This is a genomic window from Psychrobacter sp. PSi21, from assembly GCF_054960615.1.
In genome coordinates this window covers 40,264-62,695 of sequence record NZ_JBHNYR010000013.1, presented here as the reverse complement: position 1 = coordinate 62,695, position 22,432 = coordinate 40,264, and the positions used below count along the sequence as shown (strand labels likewise).

General features: G+C 47.4%; 31 protein-coding genes. All 31 read right to left on the bottom strand.

What is annotated here, in order from left to right:
* Positions 1-3: 3 nt before the first annotated feature.
* Positions 4-369 carry a GPW/gp25 family protein gene (locus tag ACFI32_RS10175; protein WP_462626479.1) on the bottom strand — a complete coding sequence of 122 codons (366 nt, stop codon included), beginning with the start codon at positions 367-369 and terminating at the stop codon, positions 4-6.
* A gap of 162 nt (positions 370-531) precedes the next feature.
* Positions 532-1,068, bottom strand: coding sequence for a phage baseplate assembly protein V (locus tag ACFI32_RS10170; protein WP_462626478.1), 537 nt, complete (start codon positions 1,066-1,068; stop codon positions 532-534).
* Positions 1,065-2,045, bottom strand: coding sequence for a phage late control D family protein (locus tag ACFI32_RS10165; RefSeq protein ID WP_462626477.1), 981 nt, complete (start codon positions 2,043-2,045; stop codon positions 1,065-1,067). Before ACFI32_RS10165 ends, ACFI32_RS10170 begins: the two co-directional genes overlap by 4 nt.
* Positions 2,038-2,295, bottom strand: a complete 258-nt coding sequence (locus ACFI32_RS10160; RefSeq protein ID WP_462626476.1) for a tail protein X — start codon at positions 2,293-2,295, stop codon at positions 2,038-2,040. Before ACFI32_RS10160 ends, ACFI32_RS10165 begins: the two co-directional genes overlap by 8 nt.
* Positions 2,292-3,062 (bottom strand): phage tail protein, encoded by a 771-nt coding sequence (locus tag ACFI32_RS10155; RefSeq protein ID WP_462626475.1) that lies wholly within the window; start codon positions 3,060-3,062, stop codon positions 2,292-2,294. The genes ACFI32_RS10160 and ACFI32_RS10155 overlap by 4 nt, the downstream gene beginning before the upstream one ends.
* A complete protein-coding gene (locus tag ACFI32_RS10150) occupies positions 3,059-5,380 on the bottom strand; it encodes a phage tail tape measure protein (protein ID WP_462626474.1) in 2,322 nt (773 codons plus the stop codon). The genes ACFI32_RS10155 and ACFI32_RS10150 overlap by 4 nt, the downstream gene beginning before the upstream one ends.
* A 10-nt stretch (positions 5,381-5,390) precedes the next feature.
* The gene (locus ACFI32_RS10145; protein ID WP_353935590.1) at positions 5,391-5,471 is read right to left on the bottom strand and encodes a hypothetical protein; all 81 of its coding nucleotides are present in this window, start codon (positions 5,469-5,471) and stop codon (positions 5,391-5,393) included.
* Positions 5,472-5,505: 34 nt separating this feature from the next.
* Complete coding sequence (locus tag ACFI32_RS10140; protein ID WP_462626473.1) at positions 5,506-5,823, bottom strand: phage tail assembly protein; 318 nt, start codon at positions 5,821-5,823, stop codon at positions 5,506-5,508.
* Positions 5,824-5,963: 140 nt separating this feature from the next.
* Positions 5,964-6,488: a phage major tail tube protein gene (locus ACFI32_RS10135; protein ID WP_462626472.1), complete on the bottom strand. Its 525-nt coding sequence runs from the start codon at positions 6,486-6,488 to the stop codon at positions 5,964-5,966.
* Position 6,489: 1 nt separating this feature from the next.
* Positions 6,490-7,701, bottom strand: coding sequence for a phage tail sheath subtilisin-like domain-containing protein (locus ACFI32_RS10130; RefSeq protein ID WP_462626471.1), 1,212 nt, complete (start codon positions 7,699-7,701; stop codon positions 6,490-6,492).
* A gap of 42 nt (positions 7,702-7,743) precedes the next feature.
* The gene (locus ACFI32_RS10125; RefSeq protein ID WP_462626470.1) at positions 7,744-8,514 is read right to left on the bottom strand and encodes a hypothetical protein; all 771 of its coding nucleotides are present in this window, start codon (positions 8,512-8,514) and stop codon (positions 7,744-7,746) included.
* Between the two features lie 15 nt (positions 8,515-8,529).
* Entirely contained in the window at positions 8,530-9,246 is a 717-nt protein-coding gene (locus tag ACFI32_RS10120) for a hypothetical protein (protein ID WP_462626469.1), read from the bottom strand.
* 12 nt (positions 9,247-9,258) lie between these two features.
* Positions 9,259-9,708, bottom strand: a complete 450-nt coding sequence (locus ACFI32_RS10115; protein WP_462626468.1) for a Gp37 family protein — start codon at positions 9,706-9,708, stop codon at positions 9,259-9,261.
* A gap of 25 nt (positions 9,709-9,733) precedes the next feature.
* Positions 9,734-10,195: a gp436 family protein gene (locus ACFI32_RS10110; protein WP_462626467.1), complete on the bottom strand. Its 462-nt coding sequence runs from the start codon at positions 10,193-10,195 to the stop codon at positions 9,734-9,736.
* A complete protein-coding gene (locus ACFI32_RS10105) occupies positions 10,195-10,875 on the bottom strand; it encodes a hypothetical protein (protein ID WP_462626466.1) in 681 nt (226 codons plus the stop codon). Before ACFI32_RS10105 ends, ACFI32_RS10110 begins: the two co-directional genes overlap by 1 nt.
* Before the next feature lie 81 nt (positions 10,876-10,956).
* The gene (locus ACFI32_RS10100; RefSeq protein WP_462626465.1) at positions 10,957-11,880 is read right to left on the bottom strand and encodes a major capsid protein; all 924 of its coding nucleotides are present in this window, start codon (positions 11,878-11,880) and stop codon (positions 10,957-10,959) included.
* A gap of 72 nt (positions 11,881-11,952) precedes the next feature.
* Positions 11,953-12,327 carry a capsid cement protein gene (locus tag ACFI32_RS10095; protein ID WP_462626464.1) on the bottom strand — a complete coding sequence of 125 codons (375 nt, stop codon included), beginning with the start codon at positions 12,325-12,327 and terminating at the stop codon, positions 11,953-11,955.
* A gap of 62 nt (positions 12,328-12,389) precedes the next feature.
* Positions 12,390-13,511, bottom strand: coding sequence for a hypothetical protein (locus ACFI32_RS10090; protein ID WP_462626463.1), 1,122 nt, complete (start codon positions 13,509-13,511; stop codon positions 12,390-12,392).
* Between the two features lie 239 nt (positions 13,512-13,750).
* Positions 13,751-14,251 (bottom strand): phage virion morphogenesis protein, encoded by a 501-nt coding sequence (locus ACFI32_RS10085; protein WP_462626462.1) that lies wholly within the window; start codon positions 14,249-14,251, stop codon positions 13,751-13,753.
* A gap of 8 nt (positions 14,252-14,259) precedes the next feature.
* Positions 14,260-15,006, bottom strand: coding sequence for a phage head morphogenesis protein (locus ACFI32_RS10080; protein ID WP_462626461.1), 747 nt, complete (start codon positions 15,004-15,006; stop codon positions 14,260-14,262).
* Positions 15,003-16,532: a DUF935 domain-containing protein gene (locus ACFI32_RS10075; protein WP_462626460.1), complete on the bottom strand. Its 1,530-nt coding sequence runs from the start codon at positions 16,530-16,532 to the stop codon at positions 15,003-15,005. Before ACFI32_RS10075 ends, ACFI32_RS10080 begins: the two co-directional genes overlap by 4 nt.
* The gene (locus tag ACFI32_RS10070) at positions 16,533-18,245 is read right to left on the bottom strand and encodes a terminase large subunit domain-containing protein (RefSeq protein WP_462626459.1); all 1,713 of its coding nucleotides are present in this window, start codon (positions 18,243-18,245) and stop codon (positions 16,533-16,535) included.
* Between the two features lies 1 nt (position 18,246).
* On the bottom strand, positions 18,247-18,822 hold the full coding sequence (locus ACFI32_RS10065; RefSeq protein ID WP_462626458.1) for a DUF3486 family protein: 576 nt from the start codon (positions 18,820-18,822) through the stop codon (positions 18,247-18,249).
* Between the two features lie 2 nt (positions 18,823-18,824).
* Complete coding sequence (locus ACFI32_RS10060; protein ID WP_462626457.1) at positions 18,825-19,136, bottom strand: hypothetical protein; 312 nt, start codon at positions 19,134-19,136, stop codon at positions 18,825-18,827.
* A gap of 2 nt (positions 19,137-19,138) precedes the next feature.
* A complete protein-coding gene (locus ACFI32_RS10055) occupies positions 19,139-19,468 on the bottom strand; it encodes a hypothetical protein (protein ID WP_462626456.1) in 330 nt (109 codons plus the stop codon).
* Positions 19,468-19,665 carry a TraR/DksA C4-type zinc finger protein gene (locus tag ACFI32_RS10050; protein ID WP_289115982.1) on the bottom strand — a complete coding sequence of 66 codons (198 nt, stop codon included), beginning with the start codon at positions 19,663-19,665 and terminating at the stop codon, positions 19,468-19,470. Before ACFI32_RS10050 ends, ACFI32_RS10055 begins: the two co-directional genes overlap by 1 nt.
* Complete coding sequence (locus tag ACFI32_RS10045) at positions 19,658-19,996, bottom strand: hypothetical protein (RefSeq protein WP_462626455.1); 339 nt, start codon at positions 19,994-19,996, stop codon at positions 19,658-19,660. Before ACFI32_RS10045 ends, ACFI32_RS10050 begins: the two co-directional genes overlap by 8 nt.
* 8 nt (positions 19,997-20,004) lie before the next feature.
* Positions 20,005-20,715, bottom strand: a complete 711-nt coding sequence (locus ACFI32_RS10040) for an NlpC/P60 family protein (RefSeq protein ID WP_462626454.1) — start codon at positions 20,713-20,715, stop codon at positions 20,005-20,007.
* A gap of 76 nt (positions 20,716-20,791) precedes the next feature.
* Positions 20,792-21,007, bottom strand: a complete 216-nt coding sequence (locus ACFI32_RS10035; RefSeq protein ID WP_462626522.1) for an excalibur calcium-binding domain-containing protein — start codon at positions 21,005-21,007, stop codon at positions 20,792-20,794.
* A gap of 34 nt (positions 21,008-21,041) precedes the next feature.
* Positions 21,042-21,596, bottom strand: coding sequence for a PH domain-containing protein (locus tag ACFI32_RS10030; RefSeq protein ID WP_462626453.1), 555 nt, complete (start codon positions 21,594-21,596; stop codon positions 21,042-21,044).
* A gap of 170 nt (positions 21,597-21,766) precedes the next feature.
* Positions 21,767-22,387: a helix-turn-helix domain-containing protein gene (locus tag ACFI32_RS10025; RefSeq protein ID WP_462626452.1), complete on the bottom strand. Its 621-nt coding sequence runs from the start codon at positions 22,385-22,387 to the stop codon at positions 21,767-21,769.
* Between the last annotated feature and the right edge of the window lie 45 nt (positions 22,388-22,432).

The window sequence follows — 22,432 nt, the reverse complement described above, 5'->3', positions numbered from 1 at the left end:
CGGTTACACTCTATAAGTCATATTTTGCGGAATTAAGCTATCAATCGGTGTCCATGCGATATTAAACAGTGCGCCGCTAAAGCTTTGCGCCGCACCGAACTGCTGGGCGGTAATTTTAAGCGACTGTACACGCGGCTCATTTGCCAATATGGCATCAGTCGCACGGGCAATAAATAAAGGGGCAACATCGTTAAAGTTACCGTCAATTAAGGGCAGTACGTCACAGCCAAATTCTGGGCGGTGCGGTACGTTGCCTTTTGGTGTTGATAAAATAATACGGATGGCTTGCTCAACATCGGCGAAGCCTTCGACAATACCGTCGCTACTCAAGCTTGACTGCCAATGTAAGCTGTTACTGATTTTTGTCATGTGCCATCCGTATTATGGGTATCTCACTTCTCGGTTTTCATTTTTGATGAGTTAAGCACTACATAATCGCCTCCTATACCTAATGAGTAATCGTATTATCTTGGGGGAGAGGCTTTATATTAAGGGGCTAAGCAGTTTCTTAATTTTATAGCAAATTAAGGATTAGCTGGGTTTATCGGTCTTGCTGCTGCCACGTTCGATACCAGTATGGCCGTGCAAAATAAATGAGATACCAGCAATGACTGCGTTTTTTACAATAGTGGCTATACCGTTAATAGTCGTGTCACCATTGATAGTGGTCGGTGCGTTAATAGTGGCTGATGCGGCTGTCAGATTGAAATCACCATCGCAAACGATTTGAATAGACCCCACAGCGCTAATATCTAATAAGCTCGCGGCGCTGTCATACTCGATGCGCGTACCATCGTCAAATTTTTTGATATAACGGTGATCGTCGGCTGGGCTGTTGTCGATATCACTCATCACAGAGCCAAGACAAATGGCTGTTTCATTATTGTCAGACAGCAGTAAAGCGACTTGTTCACCCTTTACAGGCGGATCGTAAGTCTTTGCGCCTTGGCTACGTGCAGTAAGCACGAGTGCCCACGGGCTTAAGATATCACCCATGTCTGGTAGTACTGCCTGAATGCGTAGCGGTTTATATTCGATGTTTTCAACCAGTCCAAAGACAATATTCATGCACTAAGCCTTATAAATTCGATGCCTGTACTATAGCCCCCGCGCCTAGAAATAGTATGCGTGGCAGTATTGATTAAGCATTTGCCATCAAACCTTGCAAAACCTACTAAATCAAAATTAGCACCAGCTACAAGCAAGGTATTACCTGCACTGCTCAAGCGACCTATGGCTTTTGGGTCATTGTCTTGCGTCAAATTGGCATCAGCGCGAGCATTAGCGACTGAGTCAGTACTGGCCTGACCGCGACTGACTGATTTATCCGCTGATGTTTTGCCTTTAGATTTAGATTGTGACTTTACCAGGCGTTTAGATTTTGGATTTTGGCGTGCGACAACGGCCTCCTTTTTGACCGTGCGAATTTGGTCACGAAACTCCCAACCGCGATCAATTTGGTTGCGATGTAAGGTGATGACACTGCTGTTTGTTTTAAGCTGATCTAAGCGGCTAAAGATAAGGCGCTTGCCTTTGACTTTGACGATATAGCCGTACTGCTTGGCCAGACGATAGATAAACGCAAGGTCGGTCTCACTCTGTGTCACACGCTCAATCATCAGCGGGTAAATTTTACCCTCAACCGTATAACCCAAAGCCGCCGCTACTTGTCCGATTACATCAGCGAGCAGCACATCGTCAAACGCCGTATAGTGCACTGTGCGTAACGGACTATTAATCCCAGCCGATAGAGCGCGAATCCGTACTGTATTTGGGCTATCAGTGATATTAATCTCGTCAATCTCAAACTGGCCGCAATCAAGTACGCTATCGCCTTCAATGCCAATCTTAAAGTTAAGCGTTGCGCCTTTACTCGGATACCACGCATCCATCCACTTGCGCTCAGTATCCCCTAGTGTGATGTCCAGCTCATCAGACTCGCCCTTTAGCGTATCTTTATAACTGGCATCAAGCAGATGCAAGGCAATGTCGTGAGTGGCTGATTTGTTGTTATACAGCAGCTCAAACGCAGGCATATCAATCATCGCTCACCTCACTACTATCATCACGTAGCCACGGTGGTATAGTGTCCGCGCCTTTTGCTTTGGGTTTATTAATAATAGGAATAAAGACGATCTGACCTGCCGTAAGCATCGCTGTGATTGGCAGATGACGATTAGCGGTTATGATCTGCGCGTAAGCCGTAGCATCACCATAATACTGATAAGATAAGCTGTCCCATCTATCTCCATCTGATGAGATATGCTGTAGATAGCCTTTGACTATTTGACTCATAGTGATTGCCTCGTTGCTGCACTACGTGTCAGCTCAAGCATGATCGCTTGCCGATCGTTTAGTATCTGTGACAAATTGCCATAGTTACTACTATCAATGATCGGCAGTGGTGGTACGGTATTGCCTGTCCAGTCGTTACTAGCAAAATAGCCATTTACGATAGACGTGGCATTATTAATGGCAGAAAAGTCACCACTGGACGCACTGCTTAATGTGCGTATTAGTGCTCGCGCTCGATGCTGAGCAATAAGCGCATCCTCCAAATGTTGCATCGGTTGCCGCGTGGGCAATAGCTCACTGACATTATCACTGGTAGCGGTTTGTACGGGCACAGGATTGGATAATGATTGATTGTCATCACGTACCGCAGGGGCGGTAGGTTTCGTCGTCGTGTCGCCTGTAAATTCTGATAATGAGAGCGAGCCTGTAATCACTAGTGGCTTGCCATTGGGTGCAATCTCTTGATAGTTGACATCGACATCATCAAGCGTCACCCAGCCTTTATAGTCCACATAGTCAAACACCAGCGGCATTGGCTCGCCTTTATTGCAGGTCGTTAAAATCTTATCCAAAACCACTTGTGGATCACAAAAAGCATGGTGCAATTTAAAGCTTAGACGCCACTCATCCAGCCTTGCGCCCATCTTTTGCTTAATGGCTTTATTTAGTGGCCGTTCGTGCTTGGCAAAATCATAGCCTGTGCGTAGAGACAGGCCATGAGCACCGCGTACTGCGCCTAAATTGATATCACCTAAATGAGTAATCACGCGAACGCCCTCCGTTGTCTATTGCCCTCGACCTGTTCAAGCATCCGCTCAAATTCTGCGTAGCTTGCTGCAAGCCCTTGTTGTACTTGGCCTGATACATCGCCAGCACCCGCGGCCACTTGCACATTAATGGTTGGACTAAAGCTAATAGAGCCTGCGCTCATACCACCGCCTAAGCTCTGCGAACCCAATACACTGTTTGAGTATTGCGTTTGCGCGAGGCGTTTTGCCATTTGCTCAGAGGCTTTTAGTGCAAGCGGTGTTTGCTGAGTAATACCGAGCGCAGCCCCTTCAGGGATGCCGCCGCCTAATTTGGTAAATACTTTGGACGGTGAATTGATGCCCAGTTTAGATTTAAACCAGCCTGATACTGAATCGCCCATATTGGTAATAGTGGCTTTTAATGCACCAAATTTGACTTGGACGCCACTGATTAACCCTTGAATAATATTGACACCGAACTGTCTGAAACGGGCGGGCAATGCGCCAAAGTAAGTAGTAACTGATGCCCATGCACGGCTAAAAAATGCCAACGGCTGAAAGCCTGCCAATGCGCCTTTAATAGCACCAACGCCGCGTGTGACCGCAGACTTAAGACCATTCCACAAGCCAACAAAGAAGGCCTTAATCGGTGCCCAGTTGCGGTAAATCAGATACGCGGCCACAGCCAGCAGCCCAATAGCGATAAATAATGGATTCGCCATCGCTGCAAGTCCGATAGCACGTAGCACACCACCGACAAACCTTAATGCACCACCAAGCTTCATGAGTATCGGTGATAACTGACCAAGTATTGCCATATTGCGTAGAACAGTGATGCCCGCCCGCAATCGGTTAAATGTGGTGACCAACGACGCAATAGGACGTATGACGGATAGCACGGCAAAGCTTACGCCCCAAAACGCGACTTTGGCCAATAGCAGACCGCCGACGATCTTGACCGTGCCTGCTATCAGCTCAGGGTTTTCTTTTGCCCAAGCTGCAAACGACTGTACGACTGGGGTCACTGAAACTATTATTTCATTAAGCGCGGGCAGTAGTGCATCGCCGACAGTTATTGCTAATACGTTTATATCATTCTTAAATAACTTTATTTTACTTGCCGTCGTGCCACTCATTTTTTCAAATTCGTTTTGCATTGAACCGAGGTATTTTGCACTGCCGTCGGCATTCATGCCGAGCAAATCCATGTTATTGCCAAGCAGTGCTGTGTTATTAGCGAGTGTTAAGATATCACCACCGTAGTTACGACCAATGATGCTTGAAACCACACCTGTACGCTCTTCTACGGGTAGCTGGTTGACAAGGTCAAAAAACTCTTGGGTTGCCGCCTGACCATTTTGCATAAATCTTTTGGCAAACTCATCAGAGGTTGTGCCAAGTGCTTTAAACCCCTCTACTTGACGAGTAGTAGCGCGGTCAAGTACGGAGAATGTCGTAATCATCGACTCAATAGCACTACTAGCAACAGAGGCGTCTCGACCTTGTGCGATCAATCCGCCCACCAGACTCACGCTGAACTGCTCAGTAAATCCAGCACTACTAACAGCGCTACCGACGCGGCCTAGGGCGTTAACAATTTCAGCAGCAGTGGCAGGTGAGTTGTTAGCGATGGTATTGATCATGTCGCCCACGCGATCGATCTCAGCAATGGGTATTTGTAAGACGTTGGACAGCTTTGCCATTGAGTCGCCCGCTACTTCGGCGGACATATCAAATGCGACACCCATTTTTGCAATGGTTTCAGTGAACCCGATGAGTTGATCATCTGCAACACCCAGACGTCCACCCGCTGATGCAATACTACCTAACTCAACGGCTGACAGCGGTATTTGTAATGAGAGCTTTTTTAGCTCCTCGCCTAATTTTGCAAGACTATTACCCTCTCCGAAAACGACAGTTTTGCTAACCTCTGCTAGTGCTGTTTCGAATTCGATTGCTGACTTTGCCGCCGCGCCAACAGGCACGGCAAACGCCGCCAATTGAGCGGTGCTGGTCGCAAAGTTACTACCTGCTTGCTGCTGCGCTTCACCGATACGCCGCCCACGCTCAACCGAGCGATTGAGGCGCTCTTGTGCCCGCCGCGTCTCTTCGATCGCGCGGGTGACCCGTTCTTGCTCACGTCGATAGCGCGTTAGATCACGGCTGCCGTTTTGTGCGCCGCGTGTGATAATGCGGTTCAACCGCTCTTGGCGGGCGGTTAATTGCGCGGTACTGCTACCTAGGCGATCAAAGTCACGATTGACGCCGCCCAGCACACGGTTCAGCGAGCCGTCTACGACAGCGCCGATCCGCATACTTAACGACATATCCGCCATACGTTACCCTTTATTGATTTGCTTGCTTATTTTGCGCGGCTATCTGCGCGTTGGCTTCATCGATCCAGCCAATAAAGTCTGTTATTACCATCTCGTCAATTTCAGACGGCTGAATATGAAACCACTTAGCCAGCAGTCCCTGAAGCATCTGCCACTGATTCGTCGGCACTACCGATATTAATCTCTGAAAATCGCGCACTTACGGCTTGATAGTCAATCATGTGCATGTCGTCTAAATCTTCTAGAACCAGATCACAAGCGACCGCTATCATCGCAAGCTCAATCTCAGCGCTGTCACCGTTACCACGGCGCTGGGCTTGTTTCATCTCACGCACCTTGATGCCGCGCACATGCACTTGCTCAATTGGCGCACCAGCGGCAGTGGTAAAAGGGTGTTTTAGCTTGATAGGCGCGTTAGCGATTGGAGCTTTAGCTTTGGTCATGATGGTTATCCTAATATTTGATAATGAAACGTAATTTTATAATTGACGTAAAAAAACCTTAATGTCACTTTGGACATTAAGGCTAGGATAAACAAATATAGGCTTACTTAATTTTATAGCGCATTAAGGATTAATGCAGATTACATGACGTTGCTGCGATAGTCTGCCAGCATGTCCTCACCGCCGATCTTAAAGATATTTGCCATCGCGTCATACTCAACGATTTCGACACCATCCATCACTTGCTTAACATACGTGCAGGCAAAGTCATATTCAAAGTCGACGTTTTTGTGATCGCCTAATTTACCAAGCGGCATGTTTTTGGGAGAGATAGTTAGGAATGTTACCAATGGCACTTCATTGGTACGCCCCATGCTGGTATGGACACTAACGCTAGAGCGTACTTGGATTTGACGGGCACGAAATGGTGTCAGTTGCCGCGATACATCCGCGTACAAGCTGTTCATTTTCATCTTGCCCTCAAGCTTATCGACGCCATTGGTAGGCAGTTCCATCTTACCGATCATACCTAGCGCTTTGAACTCTTCAAATAAGAATTTAAGCTCAGGCAGATCGACCGTTTCGCATTTGCCCAGCATGCTTTTACCATCCAGATAGACGATACCCTGTGTAATTTTATGAACTTCAATACCGTTATTGGACATATTAGATGCCTCCCATGTTGACAGATTTTAGGTCAAGCAGATACTCGCCTGTGACTTCGCGCTCGTAGGTGATACGTTCCATTGGGAATATCGGCGTGAACTTATAGCCGATACGAATGTGCCCTTGGGACAGCTCGCTTGCTGGGTTACGAGCAGGGTCAAAGTACGCCGCACCGTCTACAATTGCACCCCGCATTTTTAGCACACGCAGGTAATCATCAGTAAAGCCGACCAATGCTTCAATTTGTGGCTGGCGAATATCGCTATCAACAAATGGCAAGCTGGATTGGTGAATACTGATCTCAATCATGTCCTTGGTACGCTGGACTTGCTCAAAGTTATCAAAGCTATTGTTGACTGGATATGCCGCACTGCGATTGCCCCATGTCAGAAACCCTGTACCAAAGGATTTAAACATCGTTGAGATACCCGCCTCATTGAGCAAATTAGCCTCGGTATCAGGATCATCGATACGTGCTGAGATGACACGCTCAAGCCCAAGCGTCCCGCGCATCTCTTTGTTAGATGAGCTTGTCCAGTAACCAATCTCACGATCGACACGGGCGCGGACACCAGCCCATGCGATAGATGATGGCTCAAGCTTAATACCATCAGTGACAGGATCAAATACCTTGCGGTGCGGATAGCAAATACGTACGCGTGTGGACTGGGTTTGATAGATATCAACGCCAAGCGGTGCGACTCCGCCACGACTGGCAACCGCTTCAGTGGGCGTAAGGCCAAGCGGTAAATCAATATAAGTGACCGCTTTGACTTTATGCGCCATGACCTCAAGCGCACCTGCCACAGCGGGCACACTACTAAAGCCTGGGGCAATCAGAATCTTGGCATCATACCCGTAGATACCGTAGCCATCGCCAAGCAGCTGAATGCCCGTACGCGCGCCCTCAGCGGTCGTAGTGCCGATAATATCAGCCGTAGTAATCGTATCCGTATCAGCGCCGACATTAATCACCATGACCATACCAGCGCCTTGCTCGCGTAAGCTTTTTAATGCGGCTGGGATGGTATGGTTACTGGTAATCTCACCAAACTGAGCGTCATCAGTCGATGAGAGACAGATGGTCAAAGTGTTGACATCACCAGTAGGCGCTGTGCCCACTAAGCCGATGATGCCCGAGCGCACTTCGCGGACGGTCGTTGTGCCTTGTGAGACGTCGATAGTCTCTGTACCGTGTAGAAATTGGGTCATGGTTTGTCCTTATACTTAACATAGATATTACTGGTCTGATTTTTAAAACTCGGTGGGGGCCTCAAAAGGCGGTAGCGTTAATTGAGATTTAATCGTGTATGACCCATCAAGATTTTTTATCGCTGGTGTTATGCCTTGGGCGGCAAAATGTGCTAACTCTGATGTCGTATAGACACTGGGGTCGATAATCAAATCAAAAATATCATAGTCGATATTTGCCGATGATAGCTTGCTCGCTGGATAAACAGTCAATGCAACTTCGCCTTGCACCACACCGTCTGGTATAGATAAATTTTGACTGATAAAGTAATCTTGCAAGGCAATGTTGTTAAGACCAAACCAATAGAACTTATCAACGTCGAGGCCATTTGGCATATCAGTATCATTCCATCCAAATCCACCATCGCGTCCAAGAGATAGAAAAGGTTCGCCTGCCTCAAGCTCAGGTAAAAATGCGTACATTGTAAAAGAATGGCCTAATGGCTCGCCAAGATCCTCCTCTGTGATTACTGGCAGTGCTTCTTTTACAGCCTGTATTTCACCGCCATTGACGCTATAAACTAAGCCGCCTATGATTCCATCGTTGCCATTAATCTGTTCATCGTTTTGAAGTTTTAAAAAGTTGACTGTATTTAACTGACCGCCACCAGCACCCTCATCACCTGACAGCAACAAACCGATACCCAAAAGTCGTTCAGTATAGGCATTTGGTGTGCGATTAACTGGTATGGGCGTTTCAGTAGGTTGTATCAGTTGTATGTTTCCAGCTTCGCTAAACCCTGTCACACAGCCTGTATATTGATAGTTAGCCATCTTTGCTCCTTAGTATTAGTAGCCCTGAGATACAGCAAATCCACAGCTCATCGCTGTAGTTGCACCGCCGAACATTTCTGTCACTAAATCAATAGACCCAGCACGTTCCGATGGTACAAATTCAATAGTCGTTGTCTCAACCGTACTTACATCAAAAGTATCGTCACTATCGGACGGTGAGCCTATGAGATTCAATGGAAATTTACGCATAACAAAAGCAACAGGCACATCAAAAGAACGTACTATAAGGTTACCCGCATCATCAAAAACCTCAACCAATGCGCTACCCATATCATTTGTAGCAATCAAGGGTACAGATGCTTCATATTCACCACCATCGATAGCGGTTACACGACGTACAGTAGCAATACTACCCATAAATATTTCAAATGCGTCCACATAGTATTCAGGTATAAACCCCTCATCATAGCTTGATGTGCCCCCCACATACTCAATCCAATCCCCACCATTAATTCGATATTTTCCGTGATGCCCTGTACTAAAATCAGGTGCGGGGATATCTCCGTTATACTCTTTCATAGATAGTGTTGTTGGTATACAAACTATCGGCTGTACGGCAGTAGGTATCAAAATATTCATACTGACCAAGCGTTTACTATAGGCATCATTTGGGCGACTGACTGGATATAGTGGCTGTGTAGGTTGTATCAGTTGTATGTTCCCCGCTTCGCTAAACCCTGTCACGCAGCCTGTATATTCATAATTTGCCATCGTAGTGTCCTTTTAAATTTCGTTAACCGCTAAACTCTGCACATGCACCGCCTCAACATCAAAGTCCACACCGTAGTACCATAATCCTGACTGATGTTGGATAAAGTAATCACGTACAGGCGCTAGCGTCTTATCGGTGTGCTCAGGACGATACCCTGATAGCATTGCTAGCACCCAATCGACTAGCGGTACTGCTCCATATCTGTCGTGTAGCCCGCGACTGATGATTGTCACCGTAAAACCCATTTGCCGTGGTCGTACCATCGCATACGTATCGTCATGCTTTGGATAATTGGACTTAGCATAGTTGACCAGCAGCGCCCCATTAGCATGATTGAGCCGATAACTGGCAGGCTTTTCTGGATAAAAATCAACCGCCAAATCCGTGCCTACCATACTTGCCAACTGGTCAACGATAGACTGAGTAATAGATTTAGTCTGGCCGTGTTCTGGTATCGCCATGATGGAGCCGCCTTAGTGTTGATGCTTAGTATTGGTCAAGTAGATCTTTGCTGAAAGTCGATTGGCGATTACGGCTGGGGCGCACATGGACTTTAAACTCACCGTCTTCCACGACTTGCTGACCTGCTAGTATTTCGCCTGCTGGTACACCCAATGTCACTTTGCCGTCTTGTATTTGCACCAGCATTTTGAGCGCGTCCGTATAGCCATCACGTACGGTCTTTGGTAATTCAAAGCCTTCAGGGCGGCGTTCATAAAGTTTGTAGCGCGCGATCTGCTTGGCGATGGATGAGATGATCGTTGGTGTATTGCGAAACGGTAAACTATAGCGCCCACGTAGATAGCCATCGACTGTCTCGCAAGCTTCCATAATGACCGTTTCAACAACCCCAACATCAGCGATACCATCGGCATCGTCATCCGTTAGCTCAATCATGACGCGATCTGGTACGAGTGACTTTTGGTCGGTCGCGCTGATATAACTCATCACGACGCAGCCGTAGCTTTTACTGCATCGTCTTCGATGAGTAGCGCTTCTAGCGTGTCATTGGTAGCCGTCGCATCATGATTTACGCCGCGCTTATCCAATTCCGCATTTAGGTCTTTTTTCAGCCAGCCGTCATAAGGGTTTGCGACTGCCTCAGTCTCAGGTTGTAGCGTTTCAGGCTCAACAACTTCTACCGTTTCAGCTGGTGGCATGTTTACTGAACCAATTGTCTCGGCTTGCACTGCTTCTGGATCAGCTTCGACAACCTTCACAACTTTAGATTGCGGCGCATCAGGCTCGATGGGCAGGCCGATAGTCTGCACATTATCGATAGGTGGCGTGATGTGGTGCGCCTCGACCGTTGGCGGTTTTGGTGCGGCGATGACTACAGCCTCAGGCTTTACATCCGCTGCGTCTTCATTGTCACTACTCGGCTTAGCGTCCAAACCTGCATGATCCGTTGCATCAGGTTCAGTCGCTTCTACCTGCGCTACAGTCTGACGCTCTTCATAGACTTTTAGCTCATCGGCTGTCGGTTCACGGACGCTACCGCTCATTCGCAAAAACACGACGTCCTGCTTTGATATTTCAAATGTCGTACCCGCTGGATAGTCGATACGGTTATGACTGATCGCCATTATCGCTGTGACGATGGCGTTTAATCGTTTGGTCTGTTTCATGGGTTATCCTTAATAATTTTGTTTTAAATAAGACACGCTGTGTCTAGCAACGCGTCTTATTCAGTACCTAACTGAACGTGACTAGGCCACATTTTTAAACAGAAACCCTGCGCTGATACCTGCGATAACAGGCTTACGCTCATGCGTCACAGGATAGATCCAGCTTTTTCTATTCTCATCAAAATACTTTTGCTCGACATACGGATGACCTTCCATCTCATAGGTATAGCCATAAGCAGGCATCTCATTATCAAGCTCAGCCTCAGTTGGCGTATAAGCTAAGATGGCATCGTTACCCCATGCATCCACGGTATCATCTGCTGTTTCGCTGTAGTATAGAGCGCGACCGACCACAACTTCTTCTAAGTCGAATAGCTCAGCCAGCATCTCAGCATTGACCGCTTTACCGTCCGCCGTGATAGTGAGGCGGGCGCGAATCTTAGGATGGTTTTTAAGTGCGGTAAACGCAGCAGGGCCAAGCACCAAACGATTAGGTTCGACAGCACAAGAAGCACGGATTACATCACGACCTGCATCGACATCGCCGATAGGGTCACTATCAGGATCCGTCCATTGACTTGTACCAGACAGTACTTTTTTATTACTAGTCGCGTAGCTGTCAGGATTACGAGCAGTAAGCGCTTGTTGCACTTCAAGTTCTAAAGCAAGGGCATTCCATGGTTTGCGGATCGTACGCTGCTCAACTTTAATATTAGGCGCGGTAATATTAGCGTCGCGTAATTTCTCACGCGGTAGCACGCCCTCTAGGCTATGGTTTTCTAGGACATAGTCCGCTCCTGCATAGCCAACTTCAACTTGCTTAGTATTAGAACCAGGCGCACGCGCCGTGTTATAGATTTTAAAGTCGCGGTCAGTAAACATAACGACCTTACCACCTGTGGTTTGCACAGGGACGCGTGGGAACAAAATATGTCCTACGTTAGTTTGCAAGCCATAGCCCTGTACGACTTTGGTTAAGATAGGATCAATAACGATTTGTACCATGGGATTTATCCTTTAATTATAAATTTGAGGTTTATTTTATAGCCGCTGCGAGCTGCTCTATTTACGCTTAAACTAGCGTAGCAACACCTCAGCATGACCTGTGGCTGCCGCGTCATAGAGCACGATACCGCGCACGGTAGCAGGCGTAGCTGCTGCCGCGCTTGATGCTTTAACACTCATCGCTCCCGCCTCATAGCAGATCGCATCGCCGCTTAGCACTTGGCTGCTTGCAATACCCACCATGTTGACGCTTGCCGTACCCAGCACCGTGACCGCTACGACTTCACCTGCGTTTGCGTCGTATTGAGTGACACCTAACGGTAGCGCGTCCGCACTTAGAGCCAGACCGAGCGCAGTTACCCATGTGCCTTTGACTGTATCTTGTTGTACGACTACTGGCAGCGATAAGATCGCGCGGTGCTGTACGCTTTTATCCATATTGTCCATCGTTATGACCTTTATTAATTGAGATAATTTATGAGCTGTAGAGCTTTACTAATACGCGCCTCTTAGCGGCTAATAGCAATAATTGCCGTACTATAATCAACCTTGTGTGCTTCGCTGTAAGTCAGCGCTTGCTCATGTAACGCTAGGCGATCAGCATCTACCGCCGTACCTGCTGGTGCACCAAATGCTGTATTGGTGGTTTGAGGTTTCCCAGCAGCTTCACTGAACAAATGCGAAAACGTATTCGCATTTGCGTCAGACAGTTTCGATTTGACAGCAGCTTTTAGCGGCTGTTTGTTATCGCCTTCGCCAAACTCAACAGGGGCATGGCTACTGTCACGATCTAGCGCATCTAGCATTGCGGTGATAATTGACTTCTCGCTAGGCGCAACCTTGCCCTCTGTGACTAAAGACTCGCTAAAGTCAGCGTTTTCTTTCTCAGCTGCTTGGACTTTGGCTGTCGATTCCGCTTGGGCTTTTGCATCCAATTGCGCTTGTAGTGCCGCAATGGTGGCGTCTTTATCCGTCGTATCGGCAGGCGGTGTCGCGGGTACGGCTGGTGGCGTGGTCGGAGCAGGCGGTACTGGCGGCGTAGCAGGAGCAGCAGGGTTAGACATAGAGTTATCCTTTTGAGTATCATGTTTAATATTTTGTTCATGAGTCGTGGTATCCGTCGTAGTGTCTTCGCCAAAAAATAGCGTACGCATGGCGGACACAAACGTGTCAAAGGCGGAGTTTTTTACCTCAGCAAAGTCTACAGTCAGCGTCACCGCGTCATCAGACTCGCTAAATTCAATCGGCTGTAGACCTTTGATGGCTGGTGGCTCAGCACCCAAAAACCCCACATGGCGTAAGTAGTACGCGCCTTTGGCAGGGTTGGCTGGAGAGTTGGGTGGGTAAAACGAGGCGGATACTTTCTTATAAGCACCGTTAGCGACTTGCTCGCTAAACTCAGTGTTGACCTGCTCAGGGGTGGCAAACAGATTGCCACCATCACCGTTCAATGACTGCACCCAGCCGTAAGCTGGATTATCAGTCTTAGGATGACCGACGACGATAGGGGCTTGATGCAGATTAGGATCGTAGGCCGCTACAGCAGCGGTAAGGTCTGCCTCACTGAATGTCAGCGTCTGGCCGTGACTGTCGGTATGCGTACCTGTTTTAAAGATGTGAATGCGTTTCATGTGTCGGTGTACCGTTTGGCATTTAGACACATGGTAGGTGATTGACGGGACAGATTATTTTATAGCAGATTAAGGATAAGATAAGGACTAAGACAATAACTAGCAGATGATGTGATGAGTAGTATTATAATGCGTATCAAAAAGGCGTTTATAAACGTTTATAAACGAGCTGAACAACCAAGCATGAGCATTCACCGCATCGACACGCCAAAGGCGCTTAAATCGCATTTGAGCGCCTATCACTCTATTAAATGGTTCTTGATGAGATCAGTCAAAATAGTCACGTCATTGTTACTTGCGCCCAGATAATTACGTGCAGGAATATCACCCCATAAATGCGGATAATCTGCTTTTGTGCCGCCATAGTGCATCATCGCGCCATACACCATGTTTGTACCGATGGTCACACCAGCACTTGCTGCCTCATAATGAATTGACTGCATCAGCGTATGATTCATGATAAGCGGCTGCTTGCTTGCCACTTTATTTGCGCCGCGTCTGTTTAGACGACCACTTTGATTGGTATCAGATGCGCCAAGCATACTGGCAAATGTCGCCTCAGAGTTAGCCGCCCACGGCTCACCATCAGGCGACGTTGAGTTCTCAAAATTATCATGGGTGCTATTGACCATATGCTCACCCATGTCGCTAAACACAGGAGACAGATCACCGCCACGCTCTATGATGCGTAGCACATAGCGCTGGGTTTGCTCAAGACCGTCTATAGTGATGGTAATCATTATTGCCCTTACAAAGCATCATCGACATCAATACCCGCATTAAGCAAGCTTGTCAGTAGTGCTTGACCAATGATGGGTGCATATTTACTAATCGTTGGTTTCCACGTACTACCTGCCGCATGTTCCCAGCCTGCTGCTGCCACGCCGTCAATATCGGGTGTATCAGCAATGCTTAGACCCAATCTATCCATATCAGCCATGCTCAATACACGCACATAGCAATTGCAGCCGTAACCGTTTGGCGGGTAATTAATCGACCACCAGATATCATCCGCGCGTAGCACGGTATTATTTAAGCGCAGGTGCGATAGGCGTGGATTGCTGCGCGTCACATGGCGATACTGCCAATAAGGACGAGATTGAAGCATCTCAGGCGTAGTCATCTGCTGCCAGCGTCCAGCAGCGTGAGAGGTGCGCATATTGGTTAAGTAGATAACACGGGTGCGCCAAGCGCGGCCAGCGGCACTATCACTGCCTGTGTAATCTTTCCAACCACGCGTTTGCACGATGTCTTTAAAGCGTTTCCGAAACGAGCCAAGGCTTTCACCATCCTCAATAGCAGCACCTACCGCATCATTCAGGTCTTGCAATAAGTCGGCTTTCATCGCACCTGCTACCGTAAACGCTTTGTCGTGCTGATGCGCTTGTATGTCTTTATACGTGGGCGTTAGTAGCAGCGTCTTTTGTTTAAAGAAGGCTATTTGCGATTGAAACTTAAGGCCAAATGCCGCTTGGGTTTTCGATAACTCACTCATAAGGTCAACTCATCAACAACTTCAGCGCTCACTTCAGCACGTCCCGCCAGCGTTGCCGCTGTCATTGCCTCTGCAATCACCTCAATGAGCTGCGTATCATCCAAGTTATCAAACTCACGGGCGATCATATCAGGCAGCGCCTCAAGACTTGGTGCAGTATTGATAATAGTCTCAAGACGTACTAACCACTCATCGACCGATGACTGACTGGCAGCAGCTAGCTTATCAATATTAGCCTCTGCATAATCTAGACGTACAGGCGTAAAACCTTGCTCAGCAAAATCCGCTTTCATTCCTGATACTTGAGCGATAGCATTAGATTTGCTAGCACGCGAAGTAGGCGTAGCTTTGGCTACTTCATCGACTTCTACCTCATCTTCTGCCAAATTATATGCGCGTTGAAAATACACTTTCGTTAGTCGTGCGCCGGCCTTTTGTAGTTTTTCATCACGAGTGGCGAGCTTATCCGTCACGTCCTCATCTGACCACATCGACCATGTTGGCATGATCTCATTGTCACCGATGTTTAGTTGCACCGCATAACGTAGCAACGTATTAATGGCCTCAGCGATCATCTCGCCATCAGCGTCACGGATATCGTCTGTGACCTCAAGACCTGCTTGTGCGCTCGCATTGGTACTGGATGAGTCGGTCGATTGGTCTTGACCGAGCAGCGCAATATTAATCTCGCTACGGCAGTACTTCAGCAGCCGCTCAAACATATCAGCGGTAGCGCCTTTACCAGCGGCCTCCAGTATCTCAACCGAGCCGTCATTGGGGATCGCTGCTACGCCGTCTTGCGCTAGTGTCTCAAGGCTATCTAAGATTAGATTAACCTCGCTATCAGGCGTGCCGCGAGGGTGCTTACCCACGATAAAAGCTTGCCCATATTTATCGGCAAACCGTAGCCAAAACTTCAAGCCGCCCTTACGGAATACCGCTGACCAATAGACGGCGGCAAGGTCTGCCACGCCATAAGGATTGGCATAGGTTGCATCATTACGCGCCATGATGAACTTCATATCAGGCACAGCATCGCCTGTGATATTACCTAATTGGCGAAAGCACAGCTCATTATCATGGTTAAAACTAAACCATTCAGGCGGTTTACCGATCACTCGCTCAGGCAGCCATAACCCACTTGATTTGCCAGTGCCTTTAGACCAGTACACCTCAGCAGGACTATAACCGTACAGTGCTGCGTCATGCAGCTCACGAGTGAGTCCTCGCATATTGATATTGGCCAAAGTTTGCTGGCACAGATTGAGGGTTTTATCAGAGGCATTCCCTTGCGTGAGACCGTACTCAAGACCGACCACCGATGAGCGACGACGCCGTACTGCACCTTTGATCGCAGGGTCGTTTAGGATATCGCGGTATACCTCGACATCACGTCCCAGTTTTTTGAGCACCGCATCAGGATTGGGCAGCGCCATCATTAGGCCACTGATATCAAAGCCGCCATACATGGCAGCCGCACGGCTAGCGATCTCTGACGACAAGCTTTGGGTTATTTGTGTGGTCATTTAATAGCCTCGAATGATAGAGTTAAAACGCTGGCGCATACCGACACCGCGCTGGACGCTTTTGTCAGTGGCGGCGGGTCGGCTATTAACGATCAGCTTGCCACCTTTGAGATTGAGATAGGCGCAATTGGATAGACACAAGGACGGCGCAAAGTCACCATGACGGACAAGATCAGGGTCTTTTAAATCTTTACGGCGTAACGCATTAACCATCTTGATGCCGTTTACCTCCTCAATCTGGCGCAGGTCTTGCGTGAGGTTCTGGTCAGCAGGAATCGTTATCATGTCATCCTCAAATAGCCCCGTCATTTTGGGCATATATTCCCCGTACCAGGACAGATTGATTTTGACTTGCATGATACGCGAGTGCCCAAACTTATCAGCGGTCAACTCAGCCGTGGTCTCACCTGTACCCGTGGCATCCATCGCACCGCCAATGAAGTTGGGTAGACCATTGATAAATGCCCATAGGATTTGCATTTGCTGACGAGCAGGTACTTTTTGCATCTCAATGACAAAGGGCACGTTACGTTGCAGGTTCTGCTCAATGCCGAGTGGATTGATAATACTAAAGTCACGGTGACGGGCGTAATCCTGTCCAAAGTACCATGGTAGACGCGGGTCTAGTTCTGCCAGTAGTGGCTGTAGATGCACCTTAATCCACGCATCAGCAAAATCTTCTCGCTCCTCAACTGTCTTTTCGACGAAGTTCTCAGGCAGTATCAAGCGCAGCACAGTGCGACCTTGTACCGATGCGCGTTCAATCCATACCGTCGGCAGACTGGTACTATTACCATCACGCGGTATGGCGTCCAGCTCTTCACGCATCTGTGCCTTGCGGCTACCGTACCCACGGCGGATCTTCTTGTACCATTTTTCTTTACCTTCAGCAGTTGGTAGCTCGCCTTTAATGAGACACACGCGCTCATACAGCCCATTGGCTACTGCATCATCAAAGGTAACTTTATAGACGATGGCCGTGTCTTTATAGACATCACCCTCAATCTCTTTGATAAGCTGGTTAAAGGCGTTAGTCGTGCCATTGTGGGTGCTGATAATAACAATGCGGCTGCCCCAAATCAGTAGCGCTGTTGCAGCATCCAGTACCGCTTGTACGTTCCTATGAAACGCCGCTTCATCAATAATGACGTGTCCTTGTAGACCACGGATGTTTTCAGGACGGCTTGATAGCGCGACAATCTGAAAGCCACTGGCTAAGCGAATACGCCAGCTAGTGATGTATTTGGTTTTGCCGTGTTCGTCTTGGTCTTCAAACAAAAACTCTTCAATACCGCTCACACCTTGACCCTGAGCGACTGCAATCGTACGCAGGAACTTGGCACAGTAACCAACGAACTCAAGGCCTTTTTCTTTGGTATCGCCCACGTAGTAGACGTTATCGCCGCCCGCATGGCGTTGACTGGCTGCCACCAGAGACTTATCAAGCGCCATACCAAAGGTAATACCTGTTCGCCGTCCTTTTTCTACGACCAAGATGTCATACTCATGGGACAATGCAATGGTCTCTGATTGGTGGCGCATGAGTAATCCGTCCGCCATCGGATTAAATGTATCAGGGATGTCACGTACCGACTGGGGTAGCTCTTCCCATTCCACGATAGCCTTTGTGTCACGGGCAGGTTTAAGCGTACTCATAAGCTTAGCACCAGCGACGGCTGCGCTATTGGCAAAGGCTTTTATCTTGTCGCTCACGTTAACTCCCTTTTTTAACCCCTGATTTGACACCGAGGAACTCACGCCGCCAAAAGTCTACTTGTTCCGCACCCAGACCACCCGCTTGTGCATGTTCTTCAAGCTTTTCGGCTTGTTCAGCGAGCAGTTCCGCTCGAGCACGAGCTTTGACTTCTGTTTCCCATTTCTTTTGGGTGATGTTGGCGCGGGTCAGCTCAGCCATAGATTTACTAATTTTAGCGAGTAGCAGCAATCGCTCTTCAGGGGTCTGGTCGTCCTCAAGCTCTTTTAAGGCAACAAGGCCATTAAAGGCCTCAGTCTGCATCAGCGTGATGGTGGCATTCGATAGCGCACCCGTATCATCGGCGGAATTTTCGGCAAAGTGTATCGCCATATCGGTCGCCACTTTGGCTGCGGCCAGCTTGGTCTCCAGCTTTTTACCATAGCGATGGACGCTTGATTTGCTGATCTCATAGCCTAATCGTTGTAGCCAACCTGCCAAGTCTTCATAGCCATTAAAGCCATTGTCAAACAGCTTATCGTCGAGCTGTTTTTTGTGGTCAGCAGCCAGCTTGTCGATCGCACTTTCGCGTGCCATGCTTAGCTCCAGTACTTATCAGGGCGGGCAATGCCAGCAGGACAATCCACGTTGTATTCAACCATGTCCACACCGTTGCTATTTAAGCAACTGTGCCAATGGCCATCAGGTTGTTTGACTAGCACTACAAGCGATTTATTATCAAGGTAGTCCAACTGACTATGCAGCTCGTTAGGGGTCGCATCAGGGTAGATACAGCGCACGACATCAAGCAGCAAGATATCAATAGCGCCAATCGGACGTGCCTTATCTAAAGCATTAAGTAGATGCCAGCGCATGCCCTCACGGCGTGCCTTGTCCAAGTTGATCGGCATGGTTATTCCTTGTTTTTTTGGATAATGAGGTTATAGACGGCATCAATTTTGCCCTCGACGACGGTAAATGAGCGGATGAAATCAGCCTTTGCCACATACTCACGCGGCAATTCTGCTTTTAGCTCCATCATTTCACGGTCTAATTTACGAATGGCATCAGACTCAGTTGCCATCTGATTTGATAGCTTATTTAACTCTTGCTTTAGACCGTCATCACGCTCACGTAGCGACTCATCAAAGCGGGCAAAAAACGCCTTACCTGCACCCCAGATTGAGCCTCCAATGGTGAGCAAGATAACGATGGCCTGATAGGCTTCAAGTTCCAATGTCATTACTGCTCCTTGTGATATGGCTGGCATTCAATGCAGTAGGTGGCGTGAGGGGCGGCTTTTTTGCGGTCAGTACCGATAGGGTCACCGCAATCGATGCAGTCCGTAATATCATTAGCGGCTTGGGTTTTGATACGGGATAGCGCGGCGTTTAGATGCACCGCCGCGATTTTGTTGGCATCATCAATAATGTCACCCATTACCACCTACCTTGCCACCGCCCTTAATCGGCTTACCCGTTAGTAAGCGCAAGATGGCATTGATAAACGCCACGCCTGTTGCCAGTACACCGTAGACCTCAGGGGTCATTAGCGCCTCAAGGCTAGGCGTAGCAGCCGTTGCCAGCGTCATCGCAGTGATGATGAGATTGAACCAGATGGTTTTAGACTCATACCAGTGTTTGGGTTCAGGTGATAAGGGCGATAGATTATCAGCACTTAAACTTAAACTATTATTGTGCTTGGGTAGCTCATCAATATTTAACACATGCTGGTTATTGGCTGTAGGTTGTACATAATTACGGTCAGTCATACACGCTCCTATGCTTCAGACAGCGGCTGGTTATATTTACCAGCGGCATAGCGTGGCAACTCATAACGACTCTCGTATGGTAAGGACGCCACACCATTGCCATGTGGTGGCCAGACAAAGTGACTAAAACGACTACGCGGGTATGATGCGATACTGACTTGATTGCTTTGATTACCACCAATAACGACTAAGCGATCATTTGTGGTCTCACCAATGACAAAACACACATGACCACCGCCTGTACGGCTCATAACGCCAAGGCAGCCAAATGCTGGCTTAGTGAGCACCGTGCCATAATCAGCATAGGCCTTGGCACGATACCAGTGTTTAGGGATAGCGCGATTCGCTACTGTCAGACAGTGTGCAGTAAATACACCACACCATGGGGTTTCGTCATCCGTCCACCATGCACCAAGCGCTTGCAGCCATTTGGTAATGGTTTTGTTATGACGTGTGCCTTTGATTTCTGTTAAGCCCGCATATTTATGCGCTTCATCGATCCATGCTAGATGGTTGTTGGACACAGCGATAGGTGGGTTTTGCCAGTCGTTGAGCTGCATAATGATAGATTTTAGAGCCGCAGGCGGCATCAGTGCCAATAGCTTATGAGCACCGTCTACCATGGTCTGGGTAAGGCTCTTAGCATCCTGCTGGTCACGCAGCCAATCAAAAAAGGCTTCTTCGGTCAGTACTTGGTCACTTGCTTGATTATCAGACATAAAAAAACCTATTAGCTTGTTATTGCTAACAGGTTATAAAAAACAGACGTTTTTTGATTTTATAGGGGATTAAGGATTACTTTTTCTTAGGACAGTTTTTGCCGTTACCCCCTTTATTGCAATCACAGGCGCGACCGTCTTTGTCACGATCTAAACTTTTCCAGCCTGTCTGTCCTGCTTTTTTACGAGCATCATGATAGATTTGTGCTTCTTGTTGCGTCTTAAAGTCTTTACAGCTCTTGGCTTTAGCTAATGCAGGGGTAGCGGTGACTATGAGGCTTAACGATAGCATCGTTGCAAATATTTTTTTCATTTGAATCATTTCCTTAATTATTCAGAATCTTTGCTTTTTGAGTGACAAATTCATCATTCGTTAAAACCCCTTTGTCTTTGAGAATAGCCAATCGTTCAAGCTGCTCTATCATAACATCAGTGGTATTTTTGACATCATTCGTTGCTGGTGATATCCCCATACTAGAAGAGCTATCAGAGCTTAATAACGCTATCTTAGAACGTACATATTCTGCAAAGTCTCTAGCAAACTTTTTGTCTGTCTGCTCAATATCAGCACGATTACCAGAAGCAAATATCGTCACTTTACCCATCAACATGCCTGTCTCGTACTGAATAGATGATATATTTTTTAATGCGAAATCCTCAACTTTGAGTCCATAAAACATACCTTTATCTATGAATATTAAGCGACTGTTAGTACAGACCAGTATGCCCTGTCCATTGTTATACATGCCTTGAATAATGGCTTCAGGCAACTCATTTTCCCACAGGATACTAGGCAACTCCTTAATCTCTTTCCGCCCTAATAAAGCACTCACCCCGTCTAGATTATCTATAGCTGATTTTACTTCTTCCATACTTGGCATAACCACCCCGTTAATTGTTATTAAAACTGCTGACCGTCAGTAGTTTTTTATTATCAAAAATATATATGTCTCTTATTTATAAGCGTCTTTATTATTCATTATATTTTAAAAGTGTTGACCGTCAGCAATTTTAAAAACTTATATCTCTTGAGTAAGCACTTTTAATATTGTCATACCATCTCTTTATTTTCGTTGTATCGTTTGTGCTGCTCCATTCCGATCTGATAACCAAATATCGCCATTATAATACCAATGCCCCACATCACTAATGCTGGGATACCAAACGCCATAGACCCCGCTATGTCAGTCATCATTTTCATATTTGCCATCACACCCAGTAACCAAGCTAGGCTACAGCAAAATATACAAGCATATAGAAATGGAAGCTGCGTAAAGCCAGATTGATTGTTGTGGATGGTAGCTGTACCGCCATTAACAGAACCTATGCTGCCTTTAGTGACAATACTAGGCTTGTTATCTTGCAATCCTTCAATCCCACCTATCAAGAACTGCAACGCCACTTTCTTTTTCTGCTCAGAAAGTTTACGAAAATTATCTAATAAAAACGCCTCATCAGTAGGCATTTTTTCAGACTGACTTCGCTGCCCAGTCAAAAGATAATTTGTATCTAAACCCTTGTCTATCATAGCCATCAACTGCACAGCGGTAGGTGATGACTTGTCTTTTTCCCAGTCAATTATCGTTCTTTTAGATGCTTCTACGGCTTCAGCTAATTGTGGCTGTGTTATGCCTATACGCTTTCTCTCTTCCTTTAATCTTTGACCAAACATGCAAATAACCTCACTTTTAACTTTACAAGTGCAGATATCTGCACT